We start from the raw sequence: 15,744 nt of genomic DNA, 5'->3' as shown, positions 1-15,744 counted from the left end.
AAAGGAACATTATGGCATGGGATCTGGATGGAAATGACGAATACAATTGGAGGGTTATGAGGTGCGATTTAAAGATGTTTTCTCAATTATTGGTCCGTCGATGACGGGGCCTTCAAGTTCACATACAGCTGGAGCAGCAAGACTGGGAAGAATTGCGCGTCAGTGGCTAGGTTGTACGCCTGAACGTGCCCGGCTGACGCTCTACGGTTCATTTGCTGATACGTATCAGGGCCACGGAACTGATCTGGCACTGATCGGCGGTCTGCTGGATTATGTTACAGACGATCCGCGTATCCCGGATGCGGAGCAATACGCAGAGGAAGCGGGTATGGAGGTTGAGTTTTATACAAGCGGTCTGCCTGCTCCTCATCCCAATACGGTCAAAATTGAGTTGTGGCATGAAGGGCGTACATGTTCCTTAATCGGTGCTTCTATTGGTGGTGGTAGTGTGTCGGTGCATGCAATGAATGATTTTCGTGTCCAGATTAGTGGTGAGTTTCCGACACTCGTGCTGCGACATGCAGACAAGGCAGGGGTGCTTGCCTCGGTAACGTCCACGATCAGTTCATCTGGGGTTAACATCGGGTATATGCAGGTGGATCGGAAAGCCCGTGATGGCGAAGCACTTACTGCGATGGAGATGGACGGCGTGCCGAATCCTGATATGCTCAAGCGTCTAAAAGAGCTAGATCATGTACTGGACATTCGTGTCATCGATTTGAAGAGAGGAGTTGATTCGGATGCGATTTAAACATTTACATGAACTGAATACGATCTGTACAGCGGAATCCAAAACGATTGCTCAATTGATGATCGAAGAGCAGGTTCAGGAGACCAATACACCGGAAGCGGATGTTGTGAAACAGATGTCTGAATATTATCAGGTGATGAAGGAAGCGGTGCGTAAAGGGTTAACGGAAGATACCACATCACGCAGTGGATTAACGGGTGGTGACGGTAAAAAAATGGCCGAGTACATTCGCAAAGGTGAGACTTGCTCAGGAGATGCTTCCGCACTTGCCATGGCGTATGCCCTGTGTGTATCTGAAGTGAATGCCTCTATGGGCCGGATTGTGGCAACACCTACAGCCGGTTCCTGCGGCATCATCCCTGGTGTTTTTATCAGCTCACAGGAGCGATTTGTCTGGACGGACGAACATTTGGTGAATGGGTTGTTCTGCGCGGGAGCGATTGGTTATGTTATTGCCAACAATTCATTTATCTCTGGTGCAGAAGGTGGCTGTCAGGCAGAAGTGGGTTCCGCGATCGGCATGGCTGCGGGTGCCATGGTTGAACTTCGTGGAGGTACACCGGAACAGGTCGTTCATGCCGTTGGTCTAGCGTTAAAAAATACACTGGGCCTGATCTGCGATCCGGTCGCAGGTCTCGTTGAAATTCCATGCATCGTACGTAACGGACTGGGTGCCGTTACGGCGCTGGCTGCGGCCGACATGGCATTGGCCGGAGTGCGTAGTGCTATTCCGTCAGATGAAGTCATCGACGTGATGCTGGAAGTAGGCAGTGCGATGCCGAGCCGCCACCGGGAGACAGCCCAAGGTGGGTTGGCTCAGACACCAACGGGTCGCAAAATGATGCAGAAGCTGGCTAAACCGAAGGCCAAGCGTGCAGAGCCTGAGACGGAGTCGAAGCCAGCGGATGCTGACACAACTACAAGTGGGGCGGATACTGTTCAAGCGGAAACGGACCCTCAGGTTTAATCTGAACGGGGGTCACCGAGGAATAACCAGTGACATGATAATGTATAACGTAAAAACAAGCGTCCGCGAACCCGAATTCGGGTTCTGCAGGACGCTTGTTTAATGCCGCCAAATGATGTGAAGCTAGGCTACTTATAAGTGACTTCAGATATATCTGTATTATGAATCTAGACCTGGCTTACAGCCGTACTAAGTACGGCATATCCATACGCGGGCAATTCAATGGCAAACACGCCATCATCCTTGGCGGTACGATGGTTTCCACCGAATAGCTCGGTCCATTCCTCGTCACCCGCCTCCAGCTCGACAATAGCCGTCTCTTCCGAGCGATTGAACAGAACCAGAATGCGTTCCTCTTCATTCTGCCGTTCGAATACCAATTGGCTGCCATCTGAGCGAGCCTGCAGGAAACGAACGGTGCCTTCTGCACGCAGGGCAGGATGAGCATGACGCAGGGAGATCAGTTTCTGATAAAAGTCGAGCAGCTCACGGTCCTGCTTCGCTTCATCCCATTCCATGCATTTACGGCAGCCCGGATCATGGTCACCGTCCATGCCAATCTCGTCTCCGTAATAGATGCACGGCGCGCCCATGTAACTGAACTGGAATAACGCAGCCAGCTTCATCTTGCGCTGGTCGCCTTCACATAGCGTCAGCAGCCGCGGGGTATCGTGGCTGTCCAGCAGGTTGAATGCAACTTCGCTGGCTTGAAGCGGATAACGGGACAACTGTCGTCCGATGGAGTTCGCGAACTGTTCGGCGTGCATTGTGTTTTTCACAAAGAAAGCATTCACAGCATCGGTAAACGGATAGTTCATGGACGCATCGAACTGGTCGCCTTGAAGCCAGGAGGAGGACTCATTCCATACTTCGCCCAGAATATAGGCATCCGGATTAGCAGCTTTGACTACTCGGCGGAAATCACGCCAGAAGGCATCATCCACTTCGTCGGCAACATCCAGTCGCCATCCGTCTGCACCCACTTCCTTAATCCAGTACTCGGCAACCTCCAGCAGATAGGCCTTAACCTCGGGATTCTCCGTATTCAACTTAGGCATGTGCGCTTCGAATCCGAAAGTCTCATACGTAGGAATGCCGTCTTTCACGTCCAGCGGGAATTCATGTACATGGAACCAGTCCTTGTATTTGGATTGTTCTCCGTTCTTCTGCACATCCACAAACGGGGCAAACGTCTTCCCGGAATGGTTAAACACAGCATCCAGCAAGACGCGAATTCCACGTGCGTGGCACAGCTCGACCAGTCGCTTCACGGTATCTGCATCACCAAAATGTCGGTCTACCCGCAGGTAGTCTTCGGTATCGTATTTGTGATTGGTGGTAGCTTCAAAGATGGGTGTGAAGTAGATCGCATTAATGCCCAGATCACTGATGTAATCCAGATGGTCGATCACACCCTGAAGGTCACCGCCGAAGAAATTGAAAGGTGTCGGCTCGTCACCCCACGGTTCCACCTTTTCCGGACTAATATCCGGGTTGCCGTTCGCGAATCGTTCAGGGAAAATCTGATAGAACACGGCATCTTTAACCCATGCAGGGGGTGTGAATACAGCTCCTGCATGAATATAAGGGAACTGGAACATACGACCCGGATCGTCCGGTTCTTCTTCCTGGAAGTCCGTCTCGGTCATCCAGATCTGTTCATCTCCACTTTTAAGAAGAAAAGAGTATTTTAGTCGGTGGTAGGGAGGTTTCACCTCGCCCTCGAAGTAATCGAACATCGAGTCAGAGGTGAACTTTGTTAAAGGAACCAGCGCTTTGGTTGCATCCCACGCATATTTGTCTCCAGTCAGGGCATGTACCTCAGTCAGATCATTCTTTTTGGCGCGCAGACGCAGATGAATTGTGTCTTGGTCATAGGCATAGGCCCAATTGCGTTTCGGTTGATGATAGATGGCTTCCAACAGCATAATGAAATTCCTCCCGTCAGGTGTAGGTATAATATGTACTTGGTCGATTTGATTGATATAACATTCCCCACGTTAATGGATAAGCTATAATTAGAATGTGTGGTAACGTAAAGGAATTCAACATGGCTTCAACAAGATAACAAGATATGAGTCCATCTGTTATAGATAGCTTTTATGATGATGCTCAGATATATCATTAACCCAATGGGGGCGGAAAGGAAACGAATATTTGGATGAAAACCAAACTGTTATACATTGAAGATGATACGGAAATTGCAACTTGGGTCAGAGCCGATCTGGAGGAGCGCGGTTATGAGGTGGTATGGCTCGGCAGTGGTGAAGGTGCAGCGGAGGCTGCTGTGGGTTGCTCACTCATTATTCTGGATGTCATGCTGCCCGGGCTGGATGGATTTACGGTGGGCCAGCGACTGAAAAAAGAACATCCAACCGTGCCCATTGTCATGCTCTCGGCCAGAACGTCCATTGACGACAAGTTGCACGGTCTCGATTTTGCCGATGACTATGTGACCAAACCATTTCACCCCGATGAACTGGCTGCCCGGATTGAGGTCCAACTGCGTAAGGCGGGAACTGCGGTCTCATCGGGTACAGCTCTGAAGCTGGATCATCTCTCCATCTATGAGAAGGACAACCGCATCGTCAATGAGGAGACGGGGGATGAGATTGTTTTATCGGGGAAACAGTTCCACATCTTCGCTTACCTGCTACGACATATGGGCATGATTCGAACCAAAGAGCAGATCTATGAAGCCGTCTGGAACGAGCCTTATCTGGATGGGGACAAGACTTTAATGGTACATATTCGACATCTACGCGAGAAGCTGGAGCTTGATCCGGCCAATCCAGTCGTTATTCAGACGGTCCGCGGTGTGGGATATCGTGTGAAGAAGCCATGATCCGACGGTTCAGAGCACGGAAGACGATGAATGGAGAATGGAAAGGAGAACCGCGCATGGATCCTAAGCATAAGCAAACCAGGCAGGGCAAGCTACGCTTTGGGCGGTCCTTGATGTCCAGATATATCATCCTGATTCTGGCGGCCGTATTATTCGTGCCCGTCGTTCTGCCGATTATATCCATCCTATATGTTGTCGTAGTGAACAACACAAATACGAATCAAGCGGCACCGTACGGTGATGTTACCCGGATCAGTAACCTATGGTCGCGTGAAGCGGTGAACCTGAATGGTGCTTCTGATGAGGAGATTAAGGCCCGTTTGGAGCAAGTACATGCATCGTATCCGAAGTCTTCCATGTATCGTGTGAATGCGAGCGGTGAGACCCTCTTTATTCTCGGTGGTGAAGATGTCACGCTTCTGAATTCCACATCGCCGGATGGCGGGACAGACACGACATTGAGATGGTCACTGGATTCCGGGAAAACGGCAGAGACTCGAATTCCGGCCATATGGAATGTGAGCAACACGGTGCAATTCATGAAAGAAGCTTCCTATCGAGATCCGCTAACCGTAGTTACATACATCGGCGGAGGTGAAAAGGACAAGGGACAGGGCTTCATGATCATAGAAGTGCCGCGATCACTTCTGCAAATGACACAGAGCAACTGGCCGATGGAGCTCCTGTATCTTGGCATTGTGATGACGATCATCTTCATGATTTTCATCATCATGTCGATTCTCTTCTTCGCGCGCATTCGCAAACGACTTATTCGCTTACAGACGGCGATGATGACCCCGGGCAAGGAAGGCATTCCGCTTCCGGTTGATATCCGCCGGTCAGATGAGATCGGTCAACTGGAGGAATCATTTAACCAGATGGTGCATCAACTGTCCGACAGCCGCCAGCGTGAGCGTGAGGAAGAACAATTGCGCAAACGCCTGATTGCGGGGCTTTCCCACGATCTACGCACCCCGCTAACGGTGATTCGTGGACATATGCATGCTTTGCATAAGGAAGCGCTAAGCGAGCAAGGTGACCGTTCATTACATCGCATGGAAGCGAAGATGGAGGATCTCGGCGGGCTCATTGACAACATGTTATCCTATAATTTGCTCACGAGCGGTAAATATACGCTGAAGCTGGAAGAGAAAGATATGCTGCGGATTGTCAGAGAAACGGCAGCGGCCTGGTATCCGGTCTGGGAGAAAGAGCAATTCGAAATTGATATTGATCTGCCGGATGAACCGTTGATCTGGCATATGGATGAACAAGGCATGCGCCGTATTCTGGATAATCTGTTCCAGAACGTGATCCGCCATGCCGCCAGCGGGAAATATATTGGCATCTCAACCCGGGAGATTCAGGGGGAGACGGCTATCGTTATTCAGGATCTCGGTCCGGGAATGCAGCAGGATTCCGACACCAAAGGCACAGGTCTGGGTTTATCCATTGTAGACCTGTTAATTCGTGAGATGGGACTGCGCAAGCGGGTAGACAGTTCCGATACGGGTGTTCGGACATACATCTACAGTGGTAAGGGAAGTAAGGACACAACGAACCCTTAAGATCTCTTTTTTAAACTAAACTTAAACTGGAGACCACCTTGGCTTTAACTTTGGAAGGTTACGATAGTTCCGAGGTGATCATACAGTGAGTGAAAATATTATTCAAACAGCGAATCTATGGAAAACATACCGGGACCGTGCAGCGGTCCGTGAACTTGATCTGCATATTAAAAAGGGAGATATCTACGGCTTCCTCGGTCCCAACGGTGCCGGCAAAACAACAACGATTCGCATGCTTCTCGGCTTGATTAAACCAACCAAAGGCGTGATCCGTGTCTTTGACAAGGATATCCGCAAGGAGCGCATGGACATTCTGCGCCGTGTGGGTTCCCTGGTGGAATACCCTTCTTATTACGGACATCTGAATGCGGTAGAGAATCTGGAAACTTTGCGCCGCATCCTCAATGTCCCGAAATCAAGAATTGCTGAAGTGCTGTCTATTGTAGATCTGACCAAGGATGCCAAACGTTCAGTGAAAGGGTACTCCCTTGGCATGAAGCAGCGTCTGGGTATTGCCAGCGCTTTGCTGGGTGAACCGGAGCTGCTGATTCTGGACGAACCAACGAATGGGCTTGATCCGGCCGGTATTCAGGAGATTCGTGAACTGATCAAACGCATGCCTCTGGAACATGGCATTACCGTTCTCGTTTCCAGCCACTTGTTGAGTGAAGTCGAACAGATGGCAAGTCGTGTCGGCATTATCCGTGAAGGCAAGATGGTGCTCCAGGATACCATTGCGAGTCTGCATAGTCAGACGGGTAGTTCTATCCGCTTAACGGTTTCCGAGCCGGAAGAGGCCATGAAACTGGCGAGAGAGCAGGGGCAATTTGGTCAGCGACAAGGTTCTGCGTTAACGTTCCCTTATATGGATAACCCTTCGGTTGCACTGCTTGTGCGCCGATTGATTGAACAGGATCATGATGTGTATCGTGTTGAGGAACAGCGTCAGTCGCTGGAAGATCTGTTCATGCGGGTCATTGGCGAGGGGGCTTCCATATGACCGGACGTGCATTATCGTCGGACTGGCTCAAGATTCGGGGCAAGGGAATTTGGTTTCTCGTTTTTCTGGCCCCGTTTGGATTGACAGCGATGCAGGCGCTTAATTTTGGCTTACGGTTGGACTATCTGAAAGAACAGTATGCGGATAACCTGTGGGGCGGATTACTCGGCAATGTAGTTGTCTTTGTACCGTTGTCCCTGATGCTGGGAGCAACCATTCTCAGCTCCATGATCGCGAGTGTCGAGCATGAACAGGGATCGTGGAAACAGTTGCTAGCGATGCCAATTTCAAGACCGGCCGTGTATCTGGCCAAGTTCTTGCTGGCTTGTCTGCTGCTGGTAATCTCCTGCCTGCTGCTAACCGCTGGAATTATAGGTCTGGGCCTGATCCTCGGATTCCATGCCAGTGAGATCCCTTGGACGCATGCCATCAAGCTGGGGCTGTTGCCATTAGCTGGTGCGCTTCCCGTGTTGTCGTTGGAGTTATGGCTCACAATGGTCAATAAAAATCAGGCGCTTCCCGTCACTCTGGGAATTGTTCTCGCGATAACAGGCATGTTCGCGCTCAGTATCTCACCGTATTTTCCACTTGCTTGGGCACAGATGGCTTGGAATGGACCTAATCCATATCTGTATGCAGGCATGGGGGCAGGTCTGGGGCTCTTGATCCTGTTGTTGGGTATGGTGCATTTTAGCCGGAAGGATGTGGCCTGATATGAGCTTTGCGACAACGTATTTTCGCATTCTATCGGCTGAGCGGCTAAAAATGGGCAAATCACCCATATGGCTCCTGATTCTGTTAAGTCCACTTATTGCACTGCTCATCGGACTATTGTCCACTCCATCGGGGAATTGGCAGGTATTGATGGGAACCATGGTATTCTTGCACGGATTACTCCTGCTGCCGGTGCTGACTGGCGTGTTTACGTCCTTTGTCTGCCGTTTCGAACATGCAGGAGGAGGGTGGAAGCAGATGCTGGTATTGCCACTCACACGTTCAGGTGTATATGCAGGCAAACTGACGATTGTACTTATGCTTCTGGCGGGTACACAAGTGTTGTTGTTGATATCCATTCTGCTGGCAGGCATGATCCATGGCATTACGATGCCAATACCTTGGGGATTCTTGGCGAGCAAATTGCTGCTTGGTCTGTTGGCCTGTGTACCACTGGCTGCCCTGCAGATGTTCGTTTCTCTCGTGTGGAGCAGCTTTGCTGCACCGCTCGCATTGAATTTTGCACTGACCGTGCCCAATATCCTTATCGTCAACTCAGCGGCATATGGACCGTATTATCCTTGGGCGCAACCGATGATTCTGATGACACCCGTAGACGGCGGAGGTTTCGGAGCCTATAACGTGCCGCTGCTGACGCTGCTGTCAGTCGTTGGGGGCAGTGCTGTCATTTTCATAGGAATTGGCATGCTGTATTTTGCGAAGAAAGAAATCTGAATAATTGAATATATGCCTAGTTATCCTATGACCAAGATCCTCTTTTAAGCAAAACATGCAATGTTCTATTGTATGTGAGCTTGAGGGGATTTTTTCTAATGTCTGACCCAACCGTCATGAATGGTCAGTTCCCGAATGATTTTGGCCGGCGCTCCAGCTACAAGTGTATTCTCGGGAACATCCTTGGTCACCGTGCTTCCAGCTGCCACGACGGCATTTCTGCCAATCGTCACGCCGGGCAGAATGAGCGAGCCTGTACCAATCCAGGCATTATCCTGAATCACAATTCGCTTGGCAGTCTGGCTTCCATCATCCAGTGAATCAATTCGGTGATAAGCACTGTCAAATATGCTTGTTCGAGGCCCGATCATGACGTTATTGCCGATGGTCACCTCTACGTTGGCTGCGATCCCCACACCGGCATTAATCAAGACGTCATCGCCAATGGTTAATCGCGCCCCTTTGACCACGGTTAATTGGGTTCCCCAAGGTTTACCTATGATGTTAAGCCGCTTTCCCACCTGCAAATCACCATGTTTATTGAGATATACTTTGCCCCTGATCCGTGGCAGTAGGCCCATTGAGGGCTGAATTTTACCAAAAATGGTCAAGCCTCTTAATTTGCCATAGGCAATCTTAACTCTGTTGGGCAGCATGATTCATTCATCCTCACCTTCGTCAAAAACGTTTTTTAAAGATTATAGCCTGTTTGATACAAAATGTATCGTTAATTTTATGTCGTGGCTTTTTACCTTGTATAACTTACATGGGGAAACACCTTCTAAGGAAAATTAAAATTCCAAGTATTACATCACACAACATGTGAATTAAATCATAGATTGTAAGCAAAATGAGACGAGAATCTGGTAAAATAAAAAAAGCTGTTTCTAGGCAGGCTTACATGGTTATTCGAGGGTAGGCCCATTTCGGCAAGGGATAATATATCTCTGTTGTTAGATGAAGATATTGGCTGAGAAAAGAGGGGTAAGCCTTGGATATTAATAAAACGGAAACCCTGAAGCGCATTATTTCTGAGGGAAGTTCTTACCAATCACTGTTTTTTAACCACCCGGATGCCATTTATGTGATGGACATCCATGGAAATTATATTGATGCTAATCCCTCGGTAGAGCGGATGTCGGGGTATACACTGGATGGCTTGATTCGTATGAATCAGAATCAGCTCTGTCCTCCGGACAGTGCAAATTTACGCAATGAATATATAAAAGAGGTACTGGCTGGACGTTCAGTCAGTAATTCCATTACCTTTTATCATAAAGATGGTTCCCTGAAACAAGCAGAGATCACGTATGTGCCTATAACGGATGGAAACGAAGTTGTAGGAATCTATGGTATTGCCAAAGATGTTACCGATATCCTAAGAGTGCAACGTGAGCTTAAGGAGGCACAGGAGAAATATCAGGTGCTGGCTGACCATGCACAAGATCTGATTACGACTTGTGCTATAGATGGAGAGTTGTTATATGTCTCACCTTCTGTGCACACCTTGCTGGGTTATAAACCGGAGGAAGTCACAGGAAAGTCCTTCAAGGATTATTGTTATCCGGGAGATTACCCGGATCCTATGGATCTTTCCAAGATCGGCAATGGCTGCAAGATGCGTGTGTTGCACAAGAAGGGACACTATATCTGGATGGAGACCTTGGCGAAGCCTGTGACCGAAGAGCGTGGCAAGAGTGTCCAGATTGTAAGCATCAGCAGGGATATTACCCAGCATAAGGATGCGGACAGACGTCTTCGGGAAAGTCGTCAGCGATACAGATCGCTGTTCGAACATAATCCGGCAGCTGTGTATTCATTGAATCTGGAAGGAAAGTATAGTGCTGTGAACAGCAAACTTGTGCAAATGCTGGAAATTCCGCGTAATAAGCTGATTGGCAAATCTTTTCTATCCAATCTGGATAAATGCGAAGTGCAGTACGGCGAACACTATTTTGAAATGGTGAAGCAGGGCGAACCTCAGTATTATGAGACCCGAATCGTCAATTCCAGAGGTCGGAAGATCGAAGTATCCGTTACGAATGTGCCCATTATTGTGGATAAGGAAATGGTAGGCGTCTATGGTATCGTGTCCGATATTACCGAACGTAAGGAATACACGGAACGAATTCAGGAGCTAAGCAAGCAACATGAGCTGATCCTTAACACGGTGACAGAAGGAATATATGGTTTGGATGCGGATGGAGTCACCATGTTTATGAACCCTGCAGCAGCTTCCATGTTCGGTTATGAGGCGCAAGAGTTCATTGGCAAGAATTCACATCCTATTATCCATCACACTCGTGCAGATGGAAGTCATTTCCCAATAGAAGAGTGCCCGATCCACATGACCGTGCTGGATGGACAGAGTCGTTCAATCAAAGAAGATGTGTTCTGGCGTAAAGATGGTAGCAGCTTTCTGGTGCAGTACCAGGTGACGCCGATTATTGAACAAGGACAGATTCAGGGCGCGGTGGTCGTGTTTAATGACGTGACTGGCGAGCGTGAAATTGTACGTGCCAAAGAGACGGCTGAGCTGGCAGCTCAGGCCAAGTCGGAATTTCTGTCAATGGTTAGCCATGAGATCCGCACACCGATGAACGGGATTGTGGGGATGACCGAATTATTGATCGGTACCGATCTGTCGGAAGAACAGCGTGAATATGCCGAGATTATTCAGGATAGTGGTGATGCACTGCTGAACATCCTTAATGATATTTTGGACTTTAGTAAGCTGGAATCTGGGAAAATGGCCTTGGCTTATGAGCCGTTTGCATTACGTAAGATGCTGGAACAGGTTGCCGAACTGTTTAAACCCCGCGCGGATGAGAAACATCTGGAAATCAGATATCGTCTCAATCCAAGCATCCCTGAATTCATGGTTGGTGACGCCATACGTATCCGGCAGATTCTGGTGAACTTGGTTGGCAATGCGCTTAAGTTCACGGATCAGGGAAGCATTGATGTTACCGTGGATATTATCAAAGGCAGAAAGCCTGAAGATAGCGTGCTTGATTTCGCTGTGCAAGATACGGGAATTGGCATCCCGGCTGACAAGCTGGATCAGTTGTTCCAGTCCTTCTCTCAACTGCATCCGGTGATTAACCGTAAATATGGTGGTACGGGGCTGGGACTGGTCATCTCCAAGCGACTCGTGGAGATCATGGGAGGTAGTATCAGTGTCGAGAGTACAGAAGGGGGAGGCTCAACCTTCCGATTTGCTGTTCCTGCGGCAAGTGTAGATGCTTCAGCCGAACAGACAGCAAGTCAGTTCCATCATGATCGTACACGTCAGAGTGACAAGGTCGCCATGCGTATTCTGGTGGCAGAGGATCATCCAGTGAACCGCAAGATTTTGCGAGAATATCTGGAGAAGCTGGGGTACCAGGCAGATGTGTGTACCAACGGCGTAGAAGCAATTGATGCCATCTCTCAGAATGCTTATGATATTGTTCTGATGGATATTCATATGCCGGTGATGGATGGACTTAAGGCAACAGACCTGTTACACCGCCTGATTCCACGGGATCGCATACCTCCAATCATTGCAGTTACAGGCAATGCCAAACGTGAGGATAAGGAAGCTTGTCTGGAGATTGGTATGCGTGATTTTATTAGCAAACCGGTCATGCTAAGTGAGTTGAAACGGGTGTTACAGCAATGGGGGCCAAGGGACGAACCCCAGCTTGCACCGAACTGAATAACGATCTGTTAACGATAACGATGTAGCTGTGAAAATAACAAACGCAAACACGCCAATCATACTCCTCAGATGGAGTATGATTGGCGTGTTTGCGTTGACAGGCTTTTCAAGATGAGCCGAAGCATATCGAAGTAGAGCGGTATACGAATGAGTTATGCCAATGTGAGACGATTGATATTGCCGGATAGAATCTCACAGGAATTATTGAATTTTTGGCGTTCCGCCGCATCCAGATTCAATTCGATAACCTCTTGAATGCCATCTCCTCCGATGATTGCAGGAACACCGACGCAGACATTATGTTGATTGTACTCACCATCCAGAATAGCGGATACGGCGATGATCTTGTGTTCATCATTGAGGATTGAACGGGTAATGTGCGCGAGGGCATTGCCGATTCCGAATTGAGTAGAGCCTTTACGGGTAAAGATCTCCCAACCGGCATCCTTCGTTTTGCGGGCAATATCATCCAGATCCAGATGTTTGAAGCGCTCCTTGTGCTGATCCAAAATGTGCATAATCGGTTTGCCACCAATGGTCACATGTGACCAGGCCACGAACTGGGATTCTCCATGCTCCCCGAGCGCATAACCATGCACACTGCGTGGATCGATGGAGAAGACTTCAGACAGCAGCGTTTTGAGCCTTGAAGAGTCAATGGACGTCCCTGTGCCGATAACATGCTCACGCGGAAGACCTGATAACTTCCATACCATATAAGTTACTATGTCAACCGGATTCGCAGCGACGACAAAAATCCCGTTAAATCCACTGTTCATGATGGGAACCACGATGTCTTTGGCGATGGACTCTGCTTCCTCCAAAATATCCAGCCGTGTCTGTCCTGGCTTCGGATTCGCCCCTGCGGTTAAGATAATCACATCCATATTGCTACAATCCGCGTACGTGCCCGCATATACTTTGGTTCGGTTATGTGTAAAGTCCATACAATGGGAGAAATCCAGTGCCTGTGCTACGGCACGGTCATATGTCCGGTCAACCATCATAATTTCTCTGCATATGGATTGATTGATCATGGAATACGCACAACTTGAACCGACAAGGCCCGCCCCGATCACCGCTACTTTACCTGATTTGCCTAACACTTCCGTTCAGCCCCCAATTAGATTGATATTTTCCGTTACTAACGTGTTCTATGTTAAGTATAGTCCTTTATTTTATGCCGGAATGCACTTCTACGTTACATAAGATAACACACGAAAAAGCAGTACAGCAATGATATCCGCTATCGCGGGAGCGTATTGGAGTAACGGAGTTAACAAAATTGACATGAATAATTCATAATCAGTTGATTTGACGGCGTTTGCACCTGTGTCATTCGACATGACAGCATTCATGCTCGTTGTCGGATTCGGGGTTATTTGTGCGGAATATATACCTGACAAAACTTCTTAGGAATCCGCAGAAACAGAACAAAACCGTCAAAGGGATCTGCCGAGAAGCCGACGAATACATACGGACAAGCAAAAGATAAACATACTTGATCGATGAGACAGGTTGCCCCGATCCGATGACGGTTCCAAAAAGGAACGCTGAAGCCGTAATGTTTTATCCAAGAGTCCATTTCATAACTCACTAAAGGTACTATGAAATGGATTCCCAAAAGACTTCATTCCGGGAGGGAATTAATGATGATTGAAGAAGCAGGAGCAACGACGGAAACGGCCAAGAGCCTGGGCATAGGTGCCAGTACTCTTCGTAAATATGCGGCGGCACTGGAAGAGCAGGGGTACCGGTTCGAACGTTCCGCCAACAAATCCAGACTATTCAAGTCCGATGACATCGAGTGCATTGAACGCCTGATGACCGAACTCAGAGAGCATAATCTGCCCTTGGCTGATGCTGTGGTGACTGTATTGGCCCCAGAGGCACCTGTAGCTGTAGCGGAAATAGATGTACCTGTGGTGGGGATTGAAGGTCTTTCCGAGTCCGAATGTGCAGCGACAGTCATGCCATCAACATCTCCTGAGGGCGCGGAATCCATCGGCAATCTGAGATCCTATGAGGGTCTGGGACAACTGGTAAGTGAGGTAACATACGGTGCTGTAGAACAGCAGCAGGACGATCGGGTGCAGCTGCTGCAACAGCGGGTTGATGAATTGGAGCTGACCCTTCAGCATCTGGCTGATACACATATGGCTCTTCAGGAACAGATGGAGAAACAACGCCTATGGATGAATGAGAAGCTGGAGGAAGAGCGAGATCGCGAACTCGTGACCAATCTGCGCAGTTTCCAGGGAAGAAAACGCAAACCCAAAGGAGTATCCCTGCGTATGTTGTTTGGGTTCCTGCCCAAGAAGCATAAGGAAGCTTAAGCAACAGACTATGGCTCATCGTGATTTTGCATGATCGGCCTGATATAATAAGCTCCATACAACATGAAGACTGGCCAAGGATCGCTCGGTATAGAAACAGACCGGGATGAGTTCGGAAAGCTGGTGTGGGAGGATCTGTGGAGCTGCGACGAAGTTGGCAAAGATTGCTCGGACTGTGGACAGACCGTCCTCGTCGGAAAGGGACGACCCTTGCTGAGCGATATACAATACAGGAATTGCTGGGTATGGGGAGCTATGGGCTGACATACCTGTGTACAGATGAGCAGAACGGCAGGGAAGTGGCGTTGAAGGAGTCCAAGCCCAGCAAGGGAAGACTCGCTGCACATCTGCTGGAGCGGGAGGCGGACGTGATGAAACTTCTGCATCATCCGGCGATTCCCGATCTATTGGATGTGTTCACATTCGGGAGACGAAGTTATATCGTTACCGAGTATATTCGTGGACAGACGCTGGAAGATTGCATATTTGAGCAAGGTCTTCGATATACGGAGCGGGAATGTCTGGAATTGGCAGGTCAACTGCTGGCGCCAGTGACTCATGTGCATGAGCAGGGATATATTCATGGAGATGTGCGGATTCCCAATGTTATTTTACGTGAAGGGAAGGTGCATCTAATTGACTTTGGCCTGGCGAGACGCTTGGGGGAGCCGTTGTTGCCTGAGCTAAAGCGACGTATGCGTGAAGTCCCTGAGCCTGAAGATGAACCCGCTACACCGGATCATGACTTGCAGGATATCGGCCACTTTCTTCTCTTTATGCTGTATTCGGCTTATGAGCCAGAGAAGGGTCGTGAACCTGCCAGCTGGCAGGAGGAACTTAAGCTTACGCCGGAATTGCACCAGATGCTGGAGCGGCTCCTGGGACTTCGCCCGGGTTATGAAGGCGGAGCAATGGAGTTACGGGCAGAGATGGAACGTGTGTTGATGAAGGTAAGATGAATAAGTTCTATAGGCGGACCTATATTGGTTATTCGTGACCTCTTCGTATGATATCTGTAGGGGTCTTTTTCCTTTTTACTATAAAGAAACAATAAAGGGGTGTTCTGTTAGCCGTGTGTATGGCTAGCGAACACCCCTTTGTTTTTGTTACATCATTGATATATGG

General features: G+C 48.9%; 13 protein-coding genes. 10 read left to right on the top strand and 3 right to left on the bottom strand.

What is annotated here, in order from left to right:
* Nucleotides 1-61: 61 nt before the first annotated feature.
* Nucleotides 62-751 (top strand): L-serine ammonia-lyase, iron-sulfur-dependent subunit beta, encoded by a 690-nt coding sequence (sdaAB, locus tag MKY73_RS27200; protein ID WP_253429474.1) that lies wholly within the window; start codon nucleotides 62-64, stop codon nucleotides 749-751.
* On the top strand, nucleotides 741-1,718 hold the full coding sequence (gene sdaAA, locus MKY73_RS27195; RefSeq protein ID WP_339304489.1) for an L-serine ammonia-lyase, iron-sulfur-dependent, subunit alpha: 978 nt from the start codon (nucleotides 741-743) through the stop codon (nucleotides 1,716-1,718). Before sdaAB ends, sdaAA begins: the two co-directional genes overlap by 11 nt.
* 167 nt (nucleotides 1,719-1,885) lie before the next feature.
* On the opposite strand, the gene MKY73_RS27190 is transcribed toward sdaAA, so the two are convergent.
* A complete protein-coding gene (locus MKY73_RS27190) occupies nucleotides 1,886-3,646 on the bottom strand; it encodes an alpha-glycosidase (RefSeq protein ID WP_339304487.1) in 1,761 nt (586 codons plus the stop codon).
* A gap of 233 nt (nucleotides 3,647-3,879) precedes the next feature.
* On the opposite strand from MKY73_RS27190, the gene MKY73_RS27185 reads away from it, so the two are divergent.
* The 5 genes from MKY73_RS27185 to MKY73_RS27165 all read left to right on the top strand — a co-directional run bounded on the left by MKY73_RS27185 (nucleotide 3,880) and on the right by MKY73_RS27165 (nucleotide 8,580).
* A complete protein-coding gene (locus tag MKY73_RS27185) occupies nucleotides 3,880-4,563 on the top strand; it encodes a response regulator transcription factor (protein WP_339304485.1) in 684 nt (227 codons plus the stop codon).
* Between the two features lie 56 nt (nucleotides 4,564-4,619).
* Nucleotides 4,620-6,131, top strand: coding sequence for a HAMP domain-containing sensor histidine kinase (locus MKY73_RS27180; RefSeq protein WP_339304483.1), 1,512 nt, complete (start codon nucleotides 4,620-4,622; stop codon nucleotides 6,129-6,131).
* Between the two features lie 85 nt (nucleotides 6,132-6,216).
* Nucleotides 6,217-7,131 carry an ABC transporter ATP-binding protein gene (locus MKY73_RS27175; protein WP_339239272.1) on the top strand — a complete coding sequence of 305 codons (915 nt, stop codon included), beginning with the start codon at nucleotides 6,217-6,219 and terminating at the stop codon, nucleotides 7,129-7,131.
* A complete protein-coding gene (locus MKY73_RS27170; RefSeq protein WP_339239273.1) occupies nucleotides 7,128-7,844 on the top strand; it encodes an ABC transporter permease in 717 nt (238 codons plus the stop codon). The genes MKY73_RS27175 and MKY73_RS27170 overlap by 4 nt, the downstream gene beginning before the upstream one ends.
* Nucleotide 7,845: 1 nt before the next feature.
* Nucleotides 7,846-8,580, top strand: a complete 735-nt coding sequence (locus tag MKY73_RS27165) for an ABC transporter permease (RefSeq protein WP_339304481.1) — start codon at nucleotides 7,846-7,848, stop codon at nucleotides 8,578-8,580.
* A gap of 95 nt (nucleotides 8,581-8,675) precedes the next feature.
* Here the strand turns inward: MKY73_RS27165 and MKY73_RS27160 are convergent, their stop codons facing one another.
* Nucleotides 8,676-9,236 (bottom strand): DapH/DapD/GlmU-related protein, encoded by a 561-nt coding sequence (locus tag MKY73_RS27160; RefSeq protein ID WP_339304479.1) that lies wholly within the window; start codon nucleotides 9,234-9,236, stop codon nucleotides 8,676-8,678.
* 335 nt (nucleotides 9,237-9,571) lie between these two features.
* Between MKY73_RS27160 and MKY73_RS27155 the strand changes: the two genes are divergently transcribed.
* Nucleotides 9,572-12,280, top strand: a complete 2,709-nt coding sequence (locus tag MKY73_RS27155; protein ID WP_339304477.1) for a PAS domain S-box protein — start codon at nucleotides 9,572-9,574, stop codon at nucleotides 12,278-12,280.
* A 155-nt stretch (nucleotides 12,281-12,435) separates the two neighbouring features.
* On the opposite strand, the gene MKY73_RS27150 is transcribed toward MKY73_RS27155, so the two are convergent.
* Complete coding sequence (locus tag MKY73_RS27150; RefSeq protein WP_339304475.1) at nucleotides 12,436-13,389, bottom strand: L-lactate dehydrogenase; 954 nt, start codon at nucleotides 13,387-13,389, stop codon at nucleotides 12,436-12,438.
* 543 nt (nucleotides 13,390-13,932) lie between these two features.
* Between MKY73_RS27150 and MKY73_RS27145 the strand changes: the two genes are divergently transcribed.
* Both MKY73_RS27145 and MKY73_RS27140 read left to right on the top strand, forming a co-directional pair.
* Nucleotides 13,933-14,619 carry a hypothetical protein gene (locus MKY73_RS27145; RefSeq protein WP_339304473.1) on the top strand — a complete coding sequence of 229 codons (687 nt, stop codon included), beginning with the start codon at nucleotides 13,933-13,935 and terminating at the stop codon, nucleotides 14,617-14,619.
* Between the two features lie 137 nt (nucleotides 14,620-14,756).
* Entirely contained in the window at nucleotides 14,757-15,578 is an 822-nt protein-coding gene (locus tag MKY73_RS27140) for a protein kinase (protein WP_339304471.1), read from the top strand.
* The last annotated feature ends 166 nt before the right edge of the window (nucleotides 15,579-15,744 follow it).

The sequence above is a fragment of the Paenibacillus sp. FSL R5-0519 genome, assembly GCF_037974275.1.
In the GTDB taxonomy this organism is placed as follows: domain Bacteria; phylum Bacillota; class Bacilli; order Paenibacillales; family Paenibacillaceae; genus Paenibacillus.
This window is presented reverse-complemented; position numbering and strand designations above follow the sequence as displayed.